Annotated in this window: 18 protein-coding genes; 9 read left to right on the top strand and 9 right to left on the bottom strand. The window is 44.8% G+C overall.

The annotated features are described in order from the left end of the window. Positions 1 to 138 precede the first annotated feature (138 nt). The 5 genes from dprA to WH96_RS13370 all read right to left on the bottom strand — a co-directional run bounded on the left by dprA (position 139) and on the right by WH96_RS13370 (position 5,679). The gene (gene dprA / locus WH96_RS13390) at positions 139 to 1,296 is read right to left on the bottom strand and encodes a DNA-processing protein DprA (protein WP_047764707.1); all 1,158 of its coding nucleotides are present in this window, start codon (positions 1,294 to 1,296) and stop codon (positions 139 to 141) included. Positions 1,297 to 1,385: 89 nt separating this feature from the next. Further along, positions 1,386 to 2,003 carry a glycerol-3-phosphate 1-O-acyltransferase PlsY gene (gene plsY / locus WH96_RS13385; RefSeq protein ID WP_047764706.1) on the bottom strand — a complete coding sequence of 206 codons (618 nt, stop codon included), beginning with the start codon at positions 2,001 to 2,003 and terminating at the stop codon, positions 1,386 to 1,388. Between the two features lie 83 nt (positions 2,004 to 2,086). Further along, positions 2,087 to 3,388 carry a dihydroorotase gene (gene pyrC / locus WH96_RS13380; protein ID WP_047764705.1) on the bottom strand — a complete coding sequence of 434 codons (1,302 nt, stop codon included), beginning with the start codon at positions 3,386 to 3,388 and terminating at the stop codon, positions 2,087 to 2,089. Then, positions 3,385 to 4,359, bottom strand: coding sequence for an aspartate carbamoyltransferase catalytic subunit (locus WH96_RS13375; RefSeq protein ID WP_047764704.1), 975 nt, complete (start codon positions 4,357 to 4,359; stop codon positions 3,385 to 3,387). The genes pyrC and WH96_RS13375 overlap by 4 nt, the downstream gene beginning before the upstream one ends. A 93-nt stretch (positions 4,360 to 4,452) precedes the next feature. Beyond that, positions 4,453 to 5,679 (bottom strand): CaiB/BaiF CoA transferase family protein, encoded by a 1,227-nt coding sequence (locus tag WH96_RS13370; protein ID WP_047764703.1) that lies wholly within the window; start codon positions 5,677 to 5,679, stop codon positions 4,453 to 4,455. 364 nt (positions 5,680 to 6,043) lie between these two features. On the opposite strand from WH96_RS13370, the gene WH96_RS13365 reads away from it, so the two are divergent. After that, a complete protein-coding gene (locus tag WH96_RS13365) occupies positions 6,044 to 6,727 on the top strand; it encodes a hypothetical protein (RefSeq protein ID WP_156176804.1) in 684 nt (227 codons plus the stop codon). Positions 6,728 to 6,866: 139 nt separating this feature from the next. Here the strand turns inward: WH96_RS13365 and WH96_RS13360 are convergent, their stop codons facing one another. From WH96_RS13360 to ruvX, 3 genes are all read right to left on the bottom strand, one after another. Then, on the bottom strand, positions 6,867 to 7,046 hold the full coding sequence (locus tag WH96_RS13360; protein ID WP_047764701.1) for a PLDc N-terminal domain-containing protein: 180 nt from the start codon (positions 7,044 to 7,046) through the stop codon (positions 6,867 to 6,869). Between the two features lie 96 nt (positions 7,047 to 7,142). Continuing rightward, positions 7,143 to 7,361 carry a PLD nuclease N-terminal domain-containing protein gene (locus WH96_RS13355; RefSeq protein ID WP_047764700.1) on the bottom strand — a complete coding sequence of 73 codons (219 nt, stop codon included), beginning with the start codon at positions 7,359 to 7,361 and terminating at the stop codon, positions 7,143 to 7,145. A 327-nt stretch (positions 7,362 to 7,688) separates the two neighbouring features. Further along, a complete protein-coding gene (gene ruvX / locus WH96_RS13350) occupies positions 7,689 to 8,177 on the bottom strand; it encodes a Holliday junction resolvase RuvX (protein ID WP_047764699.1) in 489 nt (162 codons plus the stop codon). Between the two features lie 230 nt (positions 8,178 to 8,407). On the opposite strand from ruvX, the gene WH96_RS13345 reads away from it, so the two are divergent. The 6 genes from WH96_RS13345 to WH96_RS13320 all read left to right on the top strand — a co-directional run bounded on the left by WH96_RS13345 (position 8,408) and on the right by WH96_RS13320 (position 13,602). Continuing rightward, positions 8,408 to 9,103, top strand: coding sequence for an NnrU family protein (locus tag WH96_RS13345; protein WP_047764698.1), 696 nt, complete (start codon positions 8,408 to 8,410; stop codon positions 9,101 to 9,103). A gap of 186 nt (positions 9,104 to 9,289) precedes the next feature. Continuing rightward, on the top strand, positions 9,290 to 9,730 hold the full coding sequence (locus tag WH96_RS13340; RefSeq protein ID WP_047764697.1) for a YbaN family protein: 441 nt from the start codon (positions 9,290 to 9,292) through the stop codon (positions 9,728 to 9,730). Between the two features lie 273 nt (positions 9,731 to 10,003). Then, positions 10,004 to 10,291: an Asp-tRNA(Asn)/Glu-tRNA(Gln) amidotransferase subunit GatC gene (gene gatC, locus WH96_RS13335; protein WP_047764696.1), complete on the top strand. Its 288-nt coding sequence runs from the start codon at positions 10,004 to 10,006 to the stop codon at positions 10,289 to 10,291. Further along, on the top strand, positions 10,291 to 11,772 hold the full coding sequence (gene gatA, locus WH96_RS13330) for an Asp-tRNA(Asn)/Glu-tRNA(Gln) amidotransferase subunit GatA (RefSeq protein ID WP_047764695.1): 1,482 nt from the start codon (positions 10,291 to 10,293) through the stop codon (positions 11,770 to 11,772). Before gatC ends, gatA begins: the two co-directional genes overlap by 1 nt. A 1-nt stretch (position 11,773) precedes the next feature. After that, on the top strand, positions 11,774 to 13,228 hold the full coding sequence (gatB, locus tag WH96_RS13325) for an Asp-tRNA(Asn)/Glu-tRNA(Gln) amidotransferase subunit GatB (protein ID WP_047764694.1): 1,455 nt from the start codon (positions 11,774 to 11,776) through the stop codon (positions 13,226 to 13,228). 128 nt (positions 13,229 to 13,356) lie between these two features. After that, entirely contained in the window at positions 13,357 to 13,602 is a 246-nt protein-coding gene (locus tag WH96_RS13320) for a hypothetical protein (RefSeq protein ID WP_047764693.1), read from the top strand. A 237-nt stretch (positions 13,603 to 13,839) separates the two neighbouring features. Here the strand turns inward: WH96_RS13320 and WH96_RS13315 are convergent, their stop codons facing one another. Then, the gene (locus WH96_RS13315) at positions 13,840 to 14,337 is read right to left on the bottom strand and encodes a PAS domain-containing protein (RefSeq protein WP_156176803.1); all 498 of its coding nucleotides are present in this window, start codon (positions 14,335 to 14,337) and stop codon (positions 13,840 to 13,842) included. 223 nt (positions 14,338 to 14,560) lie between these two features. Here WH96_RS13315 and WH96_RS13310 point away from each other — a divergent pair, with 223 nt between their 5' ends. Further along, positions 14,561 to 14,893 carry an HlyU family transcriptional regulator gene (locus WH96_RS13310; RefSeq protein WP_047764691.1) on the top strand — a complete coding sequence of 111 codons (333 nt, stop codon included), beginning with the start codon at positions 14,561 to 14,563 and terminating at the stop codon, positions 14,891 to 14,893. A 204-nt stretch (positions 14,894 to 15,097) separates the two neighbouring features. After that, complete coding sequence (locus WH96_RS13305; RefSeq protein WP_053005907.1) at positions 15,098 to 16,240, top strand: trans-sulfuration enzyme family protein; 1,143 nt, start codon at positions 15,098 to 15,100, stop codon at positions 16,238 to 16,240.

Raw genomic sequence — 16,240 nt, 5'->3', positions numbered from 1 at the left:
TCGGTTACTAACAGAAATTGGTTCTGTTACCTAATACTCTGATACTAATATTTTGATATCCGGATAGCGCCTGATATCTTAAATTTTCTTCTAGAGATCTTAGAAAAAGACCCCTGAACTGATCCCATTAAGAGACCCCTAACTGATCAGGGCAACACGGTTTCCCGCTTGCCATTCAATCTGTCCTGCCAATTCAAACTCCAACAAAATACCATTCAGTTCTGTTGGCGATAGCTGGCTCTGTCGGAGCAGGTCATCTACATATACTGGGCTAGGACCTAACAACTCTTTTACAGAAAGTCGAGCATCAACCGCATTAACGGGTGTTTTTTTCTCAGTAACGATATTTAAAAGCGGTGCGGAAGGTTCTGTCGCTGGCCTTTTTCGTTTGGAATTTCTTTCCGTTTTTCTTATAGGTGGATCAAAGGGGCGTTCGAGAGCTTCGACAATATCTTGTGCTGTTTCGACTAGGGTTGCCCCTTGTTTGATCAAGGCGTTCCCGCCCTTGCTTCTGGGGTCAAGCGGACTGCCTGGGATGGCCATAGTCTCCCTGCCTTGTTCTTGTGCCAATCTTGCTGTAATCATCGATCCTGATTTTAGAGATGCTTCGATAACAACAACGCCCCGGCTCAGGCCGGATACCAGACGATTACGGCGTGGAAAGTGTTTGGCTTGTGGTTCGCTGCCCAATGGCATTTCGGAAATGAGAGCACCATTTTCGATAATCGCTTCATAGAGTGATCTGTTCTCTGGCGGATAAATAATATCCAATCCGCCGGCAACAGCGGCTATTGTTCCATTTTGGATTGCCCCTTGATGAGCAGCGGTATCAATACCTCTGGCGAGGCCGGATACGATGAGAAAACCGAATTTTCCAAGGTCCTGTGCCAACTCTTTTGCCAGATTGATCCCGTTTGCAGATGCATTTCTGGCACCGACAATTGCGACGGTTCTTTTTTTGAGGAACTTTGCATTACCTAACACCTGAAGTAATGGCGGGGCGTCGGGAATTTGTGCAAGCAAAGGCGGATAGCTCTCTTCTCCATAAGCGATGAGTGCTGCCCCGAATTTTTTAATTCTGGTTAGTTCAATATCAATACTTGATCGACTTGCTATCGGGTCTTTCTGATTATTCTTTATCGCTTTTGCGCGTAAAGCTTTCAAAGCTTCATGCGCAGATCCGAAGCGTTCCAGCAACTTGTAAAAAGTTATTGGCCCGACTGATTTGGATCGGATTAATTGAAGCCAATCAAGTTTTTCTTGCAGATCTTTGGGGGGCTTTATGGTGTCCAACATACCTTTATTTGGGGCGTTGTTGGGGGATGAGTCAACCCCGGAGTGTTATACAGAGTGTTATGAATAAAATAGCGTCCCTACTGAAATGATCATTTCTTTTGTCCGATTTTAGGTTCTTCACCTTTGATCAGACGTTTGATGTTTTCGTGGTGACGCACCCAAACCAGAATAGCCAGTAGTGCTGTCAATTCAACCATTTGAAGGTCATGATGAATAAACCAGACTGCAATGGGCGTCGCCAGCATAGCCATAAGTGCAGACAGGGATGACATACGCAGGGTTAAAGCGGTGATGAGCCATGTCAGGCAAGCAACGAGACCAACCATCCATGACAGGGCGATAACAACGCCCAGCGTTGTTGCGACACCCTTTCCGCCCTTGAATTTGAGCCAAACAGGAAAAAGGTGTCCAAGTAGGGAGCCCAATGCAGCGATCAGGGCTAGGTCAGGCCCCCAAAGGGCTGCGACCAAAACAGCAGCAGCACCTTTGCCGCTATCGCATATCAGGGTTAGAAGGGCGAGGCCCTTGCGACCTGTGCGCAGCACGTTGGTCGCCCCGATGTTTCCCGATCCGATTTGGCGAATGTCGCCTAGCCCAAAGAGGCGGGTAATGACAAGCCCGAAAGGAACAGACCCCAACAGATAGCTACCTGCAAATGCTAACAGATAAAAGGGTGCCACGTGGCTCCACGATATGGGGTCTGGCATAAAACACAGCTCCTTGGCTGTCTGGGTTAAGGTCGGGCCGGAGTCTTCGGGTAGGGCGAGTAAGATCCTACGCTCTATAAACTTTATCGTTCATAAATTGTACGTCCGTCAACCACGGTTCGGAAAACCTTTCCTTGGGCAGGGAAGCCTGTGAAGGGAGAGTTTTTGGATTTGCTTTTGAACTTTTCAGGATCAATGAAGTAAGGACTGTCCGGATTAAAAAGTACAAGATCAGCAGCAGCACCTTTTGCAATTTTTCCCACGGGAAGTCCTAATATCTCAGCAGGTTTATTCGTTACAAGCGAGAGGCAATCCAAAAGCGAGAGCGCTTTTTTATGGTAAAGTTGAAGCGCGAGAGGAAAGAGTGTTTCCAGTCCGACAATACCAAATTCGGCCTGCGCAAAAGGGAGACGCTTTGAGTCTTGATCATGCGGGCTGTGATCGCTGGCGATTGCATCAATTGTACCGTCTGCCAAGCCTTGGAAAATGGCTTCACGGTCTTCTTCGGATCGAAGAGGTGGCGATACCTTGGCAAACGTTCTGTAATCGAGAACAGAGTTTTCGTTCAGGCAGAAATAATGAGGTGCCGTATCACAAGTAACGGGCAAACCACGGGCCTTGGCTTGGCGAATAATATCAACAGCCCCAGCTGTTGAAAGATGTGCTGCGTGATAACGGCCACCTGTCATTTCGACAAGACGTATGTCCCGTTCGACCATGATTATCTCAGCGTAGGTCGGAATGCCGGATAGCCCCATACGTGTAGAAATCTCGCCACCATTCATGACGCCACCAGCAAGGGTCGGTTCTTCCGGGTGTTGGACGATGAGAGTATTAAAGGTTTTTGCATAACTTAGTGCGCGGCGCATGGTTTGTGCATTGGCGATCGCTTTGGTGCTATCCGTAAAGGCGACGGCTCCAAACTCAGACAACAGCCCGAATTCTGTCAGCTCTTTTCCTTCAAGGCGTTTTGTTAATGCACCATAGGGAAAGATCTTGACCATTTTGGCTTCACGGGCGCGACGGGCGACGTATTCAACCCCGGAAACATCATCCAGAACAGGTGTAGAATCGGGTAAGGCTGCGATAGACGTAATACCACCAGCTGCAGCGGCCTGGCCTGCGGTGAGGATAGTTTCTTTGTGTTCATCACCGGGTTCGCGAAGGTGAACCCGAATATCAACGAGACCTGGCGCAAGGTGATTTCCTTGGCAATCAATTGTCTCAATACCTTCAGGAACACCGTCTTTGAATAGATCCGGGCCAAAGTCAACAATATGAATGCCCTCGGTCAGCAAAGCTCCTTTCGTATCAAGGCCACTTGCTGGATCTATCAGATGAGCGTTTATATAAGCGCGTTTAGTCTTGTTATCTAACTGGCTCATGATCTCACTCCGTCTGACAAAGTACCCTGTGTCAGGGCGTGTAAACAGGCCATACGTACGGCGACACCCATTTCTACCTGTGTCCTGATCAGTGATCGGTCCAGATCATCGGCCAGTTCACTGTCAATCTCAACACCACGGTTCATGGGGCCGGGGTGCATTACCAGGGCATCTGGTTTTGCCATAGCCAGTTTCTCTTGATCCAGACCGAAATAGCGGAAATATTCTCGGACGGAAGGGACAAATGATCCCTGCATTCGCTCAAGCTGAAGCCTGAGCATCATGACAATGTCACAGCCTTCCAGACCTTCTTTCATATTGTGGAAAGTCTCGACTCCCATGCGATCAACCGCAGAAGGGAGAAGTGTTGGCGGTGCAATCAAGCGGACTTCTGCGCCCATTGTATTCAGCAAGTGTATATTTGACCGGGCAACCCGGCTATGGGCGACATCGCCACAGATCGCAACGCGAAGTCCGTAAAGATCGCCTTTGCGTCGACGTATCGTCAGGGCATCAAGCAGCGCCTGTGTCGGGTGTTCATGGCTTCCATCACCTGCGTTGATCACTGAGCCATTCACCTTTTCAGACAAAAGCTTTACAGCGCCTGAATCTGAATGTCGGACCACCATGACATCGGGGTGCATCGCATTGAGTGTCATGGCTGTATCAACCAGTGTTTCGCCTTTTTTGATAGAGCTAGAGGCAACAGTCATGTTGATAACGTCTGCGCCGAGACGTTTGGCAGCTAACTCAAAAGAAGTACGTGTTCTGGTGGAATTCTCGAAAAAGAGATTAATCACCGTGCGACCCTCTAACAAATCAATGGTCTTTTTCACGGCGCGATTCTGGTCAACATAGCCATCGGCTAGGTCAAGCAAGTTGGAAATCTGATCAGCTCTCAGGCCCTCTATTCCTAGCAGGTGCCCGTGGCCCGTTTGGCCAGCAGCGATCGTTTCAGCATATGTCGTCATTAAAACCGCAATATGTCATTGAAGTTACTTGGATGCAAATGTGGAAAGAGGATTCTTTTGAAATTGAAAAAAGCTTTATCCATTGGTCAAAATTTAAATAACGCCACCTTCTTTTAGATCATGCAAAACTGATTTATCCAGATCCAACAACTCTTCAAAAACCTGCTGCGTATCCTGTCCCATACTTGGGGGGGGGGTGCGGTAGTCAATGGGGGTTTGGGAAAACTTCATCGGGCTACCAATCAAGTCGACAGACCCTTGGGCGGCTGTTGGGTGAGGCATTGAAATTTTCATTTCTCTTGCCTGTGTTTGCGGGTGGGCAAAAACGCCTTTCATATCATTCACGGGCCCGCAAGGAACGCCAAGGGGAGGTAAGTTCTCTATCCAGTATTCTGATGGGTGCTGTGATGTGATTTCACCAATGAGAGGATAAAGTTCGTCCCGGTTTCTAATTCGGTTTTGATTGGTGTGAAACCGTTCATCGTTAAACAGGTTCATGCAATCAGCAAAGCGGCAAAACTTCTTGTATTGTCCGTCATTACCGATGGCGAGAATGAAATGTCCATTACTGGAAGGAACAACGTTGTAGGGGACGATATTGGGATGTCCGTTCCCCAGACGAGGGGGGAGTTCGCCGGACGTCAGATAATAAAGGCCCTGATTGGCGAGCCAGGCTATCTGTGTATCCAAAAGTGAAACATCAATATATTGCCCTTCGCCCGTTTGATTGCGGTGATGAAGGGCGGCAAGGATCGCGTTACTTGCGTACATGCCACACATCAGGTCAACAATGGCGACGCCGACTTTCATCGGTTGTCCATCCGGTTCACCCGTCAAGCTCATGATACCGCCCATGCCCTGAATGAGGAAATCATAACCAGCCTGCGGGGCATAGGGACCTGTTTGGCCGAACCCTGTGATTGAACAATATATCAGGTTGGGGAATTCATCTTTCAAATCGTCATAGGACAGGCCGTATTTGGCAAGTCCCCCGACTTTGAAGTTCTCAACAAGAATATCACTTTTCGCAATAAGCTGTTTTGCCAGCTTTTGTCCTTCGGGTTGGGAGATATCCAGGCTGACAGAGCGTTTATTTCTATTGGCAGACAGGTAGTAAGCGCTTTCGTCGGTGTCGTTGCCTTCTTTGTCCTTGAGAAAAGGAGGGCCCCATTTGCGTGTGTCATCCCCTTGGCCGGGGCGTTCTATTTTTATGACATCGGCGCCCATGTCACCAAGCATTTGTGTACAGCTTGGGCCCGCCATAATACGTGAAAGATCGAAAACACGTAATCCTGACAGGGGACCTGTGGCTTTGGTCATAAGAATGTCCTTAGGTTTTGGAGTGGAGTGAATTCCAGTTCGATCCAGTCCAGTTCGGTACAGCAGAGAATATAAATAAGTTCGGAAGTTTAAAAAACACGAGGCATAGATGCAATAAACAAAAATATTATCACTTAGTTGTAACAAGCTGCAATTATCTGATTTCTGAACTATACTTACCCAAATTTGAAATCACGTTAATTGCGTATATTAAGTCTGTACTGCCTTGTAACTCGTTTACGATAATCCAAACTCCAATAAGCTCAAAGGAAAACAACTAGAGTGAATACGAGCAATACTCTTTTGATGTTTTGTGATCGCTTTGTTACCCTTTATACGGATGAACTATCGGCAATGAGGTAGTGTGACTGGTATGATTAATAAACGTAATAGCTCTAAGCAGAATCCATTTTTAAACAATAAATTTATAAAAGGAGTTTTTGATTTAAAAATCAACAATATTGTTGCGGGGCTTTTTGTCGGTTTTTTCCTCACTCAGATATTTCTACCATTCTCAGGTGATTTTGCTTTTCTGCAATACCCGGCTTGCGGAATAAGAAATGGATTAACTTCCTTACAATATTGGAACTCTTTAGATACTGCCGTTGAAGAATTAGAGATTAGTCAGGGCATTAGTTCACGGATTTTAAATCTTTTGAAGGACCGAGATGAGCTTAAGAATCGATTTAAAATACTTCAAGAAGATAGAAAAATAATTGTAAAAGCTCTCATTTCCAAACGTAGAGAGTGCTCAAGTCAAGATGAGTGTAATCCGGAAGACATTGATTCACATACGGTAATAGACAGTCTGTTATTATCTACGCCTCTAACTCTTGATATGATTGATCAATCTATTGAGAGAACAAAGAAAGAATTTAAAGAAATTGTTCGTAAACGGCAACAAATTGAGGACAATAGGGAGAGTGACGAAGAGGCAAAAAAACGGATTATTGCTTTTTATGACATGCCAAAAGCCTGTGTTAATTTATTAAAATATCCTGAGATTTTGAGAGTAGGAAGTAATCTAGGCCTCGAGTTAACACCATAATTAGGTGATTACGATTAAAGTACAGGAGCAAAGCGGGAAACTGTAGATCTGGTAATTCTGGGTCTTTACCAATATGTATCGCTGGTATTGAAGGTTAGTTCGCTGGTGTGAGCGGAAAGATGCGGTAACGTTAGCGATATTATTTTGGACCCATTAAATACCAGAGAATTAACCCAATAACTGGTAGAAGCAGGATAAGTACAATCCAGAGTACTTTTGAGCCTGTTGTCGCGCCACTTTGGAAAATTTTCACGATAGCCCAGATATTTGCAATCAAGAGCAAGAGACCGAGGATGCCACCATATTCGAAGCCAAACATTTTGATGTCTTTCTTTAAAGCATTGTTATCACGTGTAGGAAAAGTAAGTCTTATTTTATAGAAATGATATTCGTATGATTACGAATATATAGGGTTTTATCGGCGTAATCCCAGCTCTTCCTGTTGCAATTTTTCTTTTCGCGGACCGATGAAATACCACAATGCGCAACCAAGAGCTGGTAAGATAAAGATTGTGATTGTCCATAGGACCTTTACAGCGAATCTTTCATTGCTTTGAAAGATTTTTGCTACGACCCATATACTGACAAGAAAAATGGGTATAACAATAATGCTGCCGGTTTCCAGGCTAAACATTTGCTTTCCTTTTTTTGAGAAATTTTGCGAGCAAAAACTTATGTGAGTAGGTTTTTTGTATTAGGTGCGGGGGAGAAAATACCCGCAATGCGAGAACGTAAACATTCGTATAAATACGAATATCCTGTTTCATAGCAAGATCAAGGGGCGAACTATCGATTTGAATTTAAGATAATTTTTAGGAAAAGGTATTTTTAATTAAAAAGTGAAATGCTTTAAGTCTAAATATTTTAAGTTCAGGTACAGTCTAGAGATGAATCTTACTTTTTATGCAATAAGCGCATACCCGTAATGAGGGAGTGTTTTTTTTAAGTTATGCGTGCGGATTTAGTAAGTATTGTTGTTTTGTCGTTGAATTGCATCCAATGCCCCTTGAAGGATATAGGCAGCTGCGGCTTTATCGACAACTTCGGCGCGGCGTTTACGGGTCATATCAGCTTCTCCGATCAAGAAGCGTTCGACAGCCGATGTTGACATTCTTTCGTCCCAAAAAACGATAGGAATTTCAAAGCCGGCAATGTTCTTTAGGTTTTCCGCGAGTGTTCGAACTGACTGACAGCGGGGGCCTTCTGATCCATCCATGTTGACGGGAAGCCCCATCACAATCCCGCCGATATTTTTATCAGCGCAAATTTCTTTAAGCTCTTGAGCATCGGCTTTAAATTTGCTGCGCTTAATTGTCTTTATTGGGGAGGCAACTTTGAAGTCACGATCTGAAACAGCAACGCCGATTGTTTTTGTCCCCGGATCCAAGCCGAGCAGACGTTTGTTGCGGTCCACGAGGTCGGGAAGATCGTAAATATCCAAGTCTTGCACTTTAGTAGGCCTTATCGTTTCCAGTTTGTCTTATGATTTTATAAAAATTTAGAAGTAATGATTTGTTTAAATCTGACCTAGCTGGTCTGTTTAACTCAAAATGACAATTCAATTGTAGTCATGTGCTCTGATGCGCGACAGCGTGTCCTATGGATTAGAATAGGCTACTTTGCCATAACAAGGGCATAACTAGCTTGTACTTAGCTTAATTGACGTGAAACGGAAAGCATATGTTTGGTGGATTTGGAGGGCTAATTGGCTCTTTTCTTGTTTTTTTGTTGTTACATTCAATTCCACCGATGCATCGGGTAAAGCAGTCCATAATTAATTTATTGGGAAAAGCCGGGTACTATATTGTCTATTCCCTTGTCTCGACAGGTGTCTTGATCTGGCTTATTCACGAAGTATGGGCTGCCCCTTATGTCGAGCTATGGCCGTACGAGCCGTGGGCCGCAAAAACGACGGCGCATATTATGCCTTTCTCCGTCCTTTTCTTTGTTGTTGGCTTCTTGAGATCAAATCCTCTTTCTATTGGTCCGGGCAGCGGGTTCGATAAAACACGTATGGGAATAGTTGGAATCGTCCGGCACCCGATACTATGGGGCTTTGCTCTGTGGGCGGGGGCGCATCTTTTTGCAAATGGGGGTTTGGCCGAAGTTCTGTTCTTTGCGGGTTTGTTTCTCCTTTCTGTCGTTGGCATGCTCATTGTTGATCGACGAAAAAGGCGTTTGCTGGGATATGAAGACTGGATTGAAATATCCAGCGGAACATCAAATATACCTTTTGTTGGTCTGATAAAGGGCGGGAACTGTCGACCAACACGGAAAGATTTCCTCGGAGTCATTCTTGCTGTGTTGAGCTTCGGACTTGTTTTGTGGCTACACCCTATTTTGTTTAATGTCTCCCCTTTATCTGGGTTCCTTTGAGTTTTTTTGTAAAGCTTTTCGTATCTATTGTTCAAAGGATTGAGATTGTTATCTGGGACACCTAAATCAGAATAAAGAACTTTTAATTATAGTTTGTTAGAGTGCTGGTTTCCTTGTTTTAATGACCTTGCTTATCTAAATAACGTCTTACTTGGTTTAATAACACTCAAAGGCTTTCTGGAATTTATGTCGAAACCTGATTTCGCAGAGAATACGAAACTTAAAAAAACGGGTATTCGACGTGTGTGCTTGATTGGTTTGGGTTGGTTATGCGTTGCGCTTGGTCTTATAGGGATGGTTTTGCCCTTATTGCCGACGACACCTTTCATGCTTGTCGCGCTTTGGGCTTTTTCTCATTCATCTGAGCGATTTCATGATTGGTTATATCAACACAACCTCTTTGGGCCGATGGTTCGGGATTGGGATTGTTATCGTGTGATCCCGGTTAAGGCGAAGGCCTTGGCTATTACAATGATGAGTGCCAGCTTAGCCTATGTGGCTTATAAGGAAGTTGTTCCCTTATGGGGGCTGGGTCTTATAGGGGCGTGTTTGTTTTGTGTGGCCATTTTTATTCTCAGATGCCCAAGTCGGCCACCAGCCAAGCTTTCTGATAAATTAATAGAATAAGATCTTTTTTACGTATATTTGTGTCCTGTTTCTCTGTGATTGTTTGTCTAAGGAAAAGCATATATTTTTCCTGCTATTAAACTCTATAATCCATTCCATTTCAGGTCCCGTTTCCGGAACTATTTCAACAGTCGTTGTTGTTGAATAATAGAAAAGCGATTTTACTTGATAAAAAGCGCTCTACAGGCGTTGCAGCTTAGGCGGGCGAGTGCTATTTTCCGCTCGAATTTAATACGTGATACTTTCGATATCCATAGAAGATTGGAACAGAGTATGTCTGTCGACAAAAATACGGTAGCGAAAATTGCCAGACTGGCGCGCATCCGGGTTGATGAAAAGCAGCAAGAAGAGCTGACCGGAGAATTGAACCAAATCCTTGGCTGGATCGAGCAACTCTCTGAATTGGACACAGATGGTGTTGAGCCAATGACATCTGTTGTCGAAATGACCCAACCCCTTCGTGAGGACGTGGTCAATGACGGGTACTATGTTGACCGGGTGACAAAAAATGCACCTGAGTCTGCCCATGGTTTCTATGCTGTTCCTAAGGTGGTCGAATAATGAGTAACCTTAATAACCTGACAATTTCCGACGCCCTTGATGGGATGGAAAAGGGGGATTTCTCTGCGCGTGAGCTTACAGAAGCCCATATCAGCGCGATGGAAAAAACCCGCGAGCTTAACGCCTATATCGTTGAAACCCCTGAAATTGCCCTCGAAATGGCAGATGCGTCTGATAAAAAACGCGCCGCTGGCGATGCCGGTTTGATGGAGGGAATTCCGATCGCGATGAAGGATCTCTTCTGTACAGAAGGGACACAGACAACGGCTGCGTCGCGTATTCTGGATGGTTTTGTTCCAACCTATGAATCTACTGTATCCGGTAATCTATGGAATGCTGGTGCTGTGATGTTGGGTAAATCCAACCTTGACCAGTTTGCTATGGGCTCTGCAAACATTACCTCTTACTATGGTAATGTTATCAATCCATGGCAGCGTAAAGACAGTGATGCACAGCTAACACCCGGCGGATCATCTGGTGGTTCTGCGGCATCAGTTGCGGCGCGTTCAGCAATGGCCGCAACGGGGACAGATACAGGTGGTTCCATTCGTCAGCCCGCAGCCTTTTCCGGTATCGTTGGGCTAAAGCCAACCTATGGTCGTTGTTCGCGCTGGGGTGTTATTGCCTTTGCTTCATCTCTTGATCAGGCTGGCCCAATGACGCGTTCTGTACGTGATGCGGCAATCATGCTGGAAGCAATGGCCGGTTATGACGCCAAAGACTCTACATCTGTTAATGTTGCTGTACCGTGCTATCAAAAAGCTCTGACAGGTGATATTCGTGGTTTGAAAGTTGGTATTCCAAAAGAATATCGCATGGATGGCACACCAAAAGAAATTGACGAAGCCTGGGAACAGGGCATCGAGTGGCTTAAATCAGCGGGTGCCGAGCCTGTAGAAATCAGTCTGCCACATACCAAATACGCTCTACCTGCCTATTATATCATCGCACCAGCGGAATGTTCATCTAATCTGGCGCGTTATGATGGTGTTCGTTACGGCCTGCGTGTTGACGGAGAAAGCCTGGACGATATGTACGAACGTACACGTGGCGAAGGCTTTGGGGATGAAGTTAAACGTCGTATCCTAATCGGAACCTATGTTCTATCCGCAGGTTATTACGATGCCTATTACAACAAAGCGCGTCGCGTTCGTACCTTGATCGCGAATGATTTCAAAAAAGCTTACGAAAGTGTGGATGTAATCCTGACACCAACTGCGCCAAGCCCTGCCTTTGGTATTGGTGAAAAGATGGATGATCCTATTGCCATGTATCTGAATGATGTCTTTACCGTTCCTGCCAGCTTGGCTGGACTTCCGGGGATATCCATTCCAACGGGACTTTCCAGCGAGGGGACGCCACTTGGTCTGCAACTGCTTGGTAAAGCTTTTGATGAAGAGACTGTCTTGAAGGTCGCGGGTGTTGTCGAAGAAGCTGCTGGTTTCTCTGCCTTGCCGCAGCTAATGGCGGGAGGTAAGTAACATGAGCTATCGTATCAAAGGAAATACTGGCGAGTGGGAAGTTGTTATTGGGCTTGAAGTCCATGCCCAGGTCATTTCCAAGTCCAAACTTTTCTCTGGCGCTGCAACAAAATTTGGTGCTGACCCGAACCATCATGTTTCATTGGTTGATGCGGCGATGCCAGGTATGTTGCCTGTTTTAAACAAAGAAGTTGTTGAACAGGGCGTTCGTACAGGTCTTGGCCTTCGTGCACAGATCAATATGAAGTCTGTGTTTGAGCGTAAAAACTATTTTTATGCCGACTTACCACAGGGTTACCAGATTTCGCAGTTCCTTGAACCAATTGTTGGTGAGGGCACGATCACACTGGACTTGGAAGGTGGTGATGTTCGCGAAGTTGGCGTTGAACGTATGCATTTGGAACAGGACGCTGGTAAATCCGTTCATGATCAGCATCCAACGCAGTCATATATTGATTTGAACCGTTCTGGCGTGGCCCTGATGGAAATCGTTTCCAAGCCGGATTTACGTTCCCCTGAAGAAGCAGGTGCTTATCTGCGGAAGCTTCGTTCTATCTTACGCTATCTCGGTACTTGTGATGGTAACATGGACGAAGGCTCAATGCGTGCTGACGTGAACGTATCTGTTCGCAAGCCTGGTGATGAACTGGGTACACGTACAGAAACAAAAAACGTGAATTCTATCCGTTATGTTCAGCAGACAATTGAACACGAAAGCAAGCGTCAGGTGAAAATCCTGGAAGAAGGCGGCGAGATTGTTCAGGAAACACGTCTGTTTGATGCCAGTAATGGCACGACACGCTCTATGAGAAGCAAGGAAGAAGCACACGATTATCGTTACTTCCCTGACCCAGATCTACTGCCATTGGTTCTTGATCCGGCATGGGTTGAAGAAATCAAAGCCACAATTCCAGAGCTTCCGGATGAAAAGAAAGAGCGTTTCATCAACGACTTTGGTCTGTCTGCGTATGATGCCGGAATTCTGGTTGCTGATCGTGAAAAAGCAATGTTCTACGAAGAGGTTGCCGAAGGCCGTGATCCTAAACTGGCAGCGAATTGGGTAATGGGCGATTTCTTTGGCGCGCTGAATAAAAGCGGCCTTTCCTTGGATGCGTCCCCGGTTTCAGCGAAACAGCTTGGTGGTCTTATCGGTCTGATCAAAGACAATACAATTTCCGGGCGTATCGCCAAGGAGGTCTTTGAAGTGATGTGGGAAACGAGCAAAGACGCCGATACCATTGTTGAAGAAAAAGGCCTGAAACAGATCACGGATACAGGACCGATTGAAGCCGCTATCGATGAAATCATGGCAGCAAATCCTGAACAGGTCGACGCCTTTCGTGGTGGCAATGAAAAGCTGATTGGCTGGTTTGTTGGTCAGACAATGAAAGCAACAGGTGGTAAAGCCAACCCAGGTATGGTGAACCAGTTGCTTAAAAAGAAACTTGCTGGATAATTAAAATATATCACAGTGATGTTTTTCGGAGCGCTTTTGCTGATGTGAAAGCGCTCTTTTTTGTTTTTGATAGTAATTTTGAATTAATGAGTTGTTTTTAATTATATTTTCGACTTGAAGGTGGTTTCATGAAAAGCACTAACATTGTGTTTTGGAGTTTGTTTATTCTTATGGGCATTTTCCTGTCTGCTTGTGCAGGACCAAAATTGCCAACTTCCGGAACTCCCTCTGTTTTTGATGGCGTTTGGAACGGTGTCCTGGAAGCTAAAGGCGAAGATTGCGCTGGTGTGACTACAGAATTCGAAGTTCGCTATGGACAAATCGTTGGCAAGGTTTTTCAAAAAGGAAGCTCTATGGCAGATTTTTTGGGGTAAGATTAATCCTGATGGAAAGCTGGACGCCAATATTGGCTTATTGGGCGTATCAGCAGGTGACGCTGATATCAAATTTCTGGAAAAGAGTGCTGAAGGTTCTTGGTACAGTAAGTACTGTAAAGGAAATGCCTATTTAACACGTGTATCAGGATAAAATTGTACGAACAGGTTGCCTGTTTTTAGATCGGAGCGATCCTTTGAAAAGATAAATTCTATAAGAATTGTTGACTCGCGGTTTTATGTTTTTTTGTCATCTAAGGTCATGATTGTCCCTATTATGTAGGTGAGTTTTTTATTTTCATCTAATAGAGGACAATCCAATGATTCGAACCGTATGTGTTCTTTTTTTAAAAAAGGCAGGTTTCCTTCGTTCCGAAGACAACAAGGCTGCTTTAAAAGCTCAACATAATATTTTGCAAGCCTTACGTCTTCTTTTTCTTTGTCGTTGGTCTCTGACCCGTTTGTGCTAATTGTCTTGCCAATATTATCATCGAAAATATTATTTGCGCTTTCTCCATGTACCCGAAATTCAAAATCAGTGTCATTAAGCCTTTTCACGAGGAAGATATCTGGAATTAAATCAATATGATCCAGTATATCAAAGTCGCTTTTCGCGGGGGTATTGGGAGCAAAAGAAAGCCACCATTCCATAAGTGCGCGGTTACTTGATCCAATAAGCTCTTCTTTGGAGGTTACGGGGTAGTATTTGAGTACTTCGTATCTGCTTTCTACCACGAGTGGATGCTCTCAATGATCGTTTTCATAAGAGTATAGTGCTCAGGGCGTAATGAAATCCTTAATTTTGCGACGATATAAAACAAAACTTCTTCTTCTGGATTTCATTTGTCATGGACGTTAAAGTGACGCTTGAAATTTTTCTTGCGGGATTTTCAGGATAGAGCAATTAATACATAGATTGTTTTATGCTTTTGTATGTTTGAGTAAGGTCATCGTTAATATGTCATTCTTTGCTAAGTTGTTTGGGTTTTCTTCTTCCGATAAAAAAGAAGACGAACCAAAAGAAGAACCTGTACTTTATGAAGGGTGCTCTATTGTTGCTGCACCGGATAAAGCTGATAGTGGTCAATGGCGTTTGGCTGGATATATAAAAAAGATGAGCGATAATCCAGATAATCCAGATGAGCCAGAAATGGAGCGTTTCTTTCTAAGAGCGGATACCTTTCCAACGCGTGAAGAAGCTGTTGAGTTTACTGTTCGGAAGGGGCGGCAAATTATCGATGAGCAGGGTAAGCGTCTGTTCGCAAATGGAGAACTTACAGGACGTACTTAACAGGTTTTGATATTTAGTTGTTGAATAGGGTTTCCCTAATGTGTGCGTTTTTTTTGGGCTTTATTGTATCAAGCTGATCAAGTTTTATTGATTGCTCAATAGATTTTTAATTTCCATATAAATAATGAGAGAGATATCAAACAAAGAGTTTTCATTCTCTTTTGTACTCCCTATTCTTTTGCCAAATCTTTATAGGAGTTGGTTATGGGTAAAAAAAGTAACGTTGAGACGCTTCTGGCTCAGGCAGGGCATTATCTGGATAAAGAAAGTGGATCTGTTGTTCCGCCAATCCAACCCTCAACGACTTTTGCCCGTAATGAGCAGGGTGATCTCTATAACAGTAATCGAATTTACGCCCGGGATCAGAGTGTAAACGCCGAAATGGCAGAAGCTATTTTGTGTGAGCTGGAAGAGGGCGCGTCTTGTAAAATTTTTGCTTCTGGAATGGCTGCCGCAACGGCGCTTGTGCAAACTCTTCGTCCGGGGGATCGGATTGTTGCGCCGACCGTAATGTACTGGTCGCTTCGTGCGTGGCTCATCGATTTTTGTGATGACTGGAATATCAAGCTTGCCTTTTATGATCCGCGGAACGAAGCAGATATGGTTGCAGTGGTTAAAGCTGCACCAACTGAAATTTTATGGATTGAAACACCTGCCAATCCGACTTGGGAAGTCGTTGATATTCAAAGAGCAGTAGATCTTGCGCATTCTGTTGGTGCGCAGTTGGTTGCTGATTCTACTGTTTCAACACCGTTGATCACAAAGCCGATAGAATATGGTGCAGATTTTGTCTTCCATTCCGCTACGAAATATATCAATGGGCACAGTGATGTTGTTGCCGGGGCTTTAATTGCTGCGAAAGAAGATGCGCGGTGGGAACGCCTGTGTAAGGTTCGTGCTCAACAAGGCGGGATTTTAGGTCCATTTGAAAGCTGGTTGTTACTTCGTGGTATGAGAACCATGCATATTCGTGTTGAACGGGCATGCGAGAACGCAATGAAATTGGCACAGTATTTCGAAGGCCTTTCTGGCGTAAAGGAAGTGATTTATCCAGGGCTTGCATCACATGCAAATCACGAAGTTGCAGCCAAACAAATGACAGGTGGTTTTGGCGGAATGCTGTCTATTCGGTTTGAAGGCGGAAAAGAAAAAACGGCGGCAATCATGGGGCGAATGAAGCGTTTTGTCAGGGCAACATCCCTGGGAGGCGTAGAAAGCCTGGTTGAACATAGAGCGCTGGTTGAAGGTGAAGGGACACCAGTTCCGGATGATCTATTGAGGTTTTCTATAGGAATTGAAAATATTCAGGATCTGATTGACGATCTGGAGCAAGCCATCCGGGGATAA

Source organism: Kiloniella spongiae, from assembly GCF_001026905.1.
In the GTDB taxonomy this organism is placed as follows: domain Bacteria; phylum Pseudomonadota; class Alphaproteobacteria; order Kiloniellales; family Kiloniellaceae; genus Kiloniella; species Kiloniella spongiae.
The sequence above is the reverse complement of the archived record's forward strand: the minus strand, read 5'-3'. Positions and strand labels throughout refer to the sequence as shown.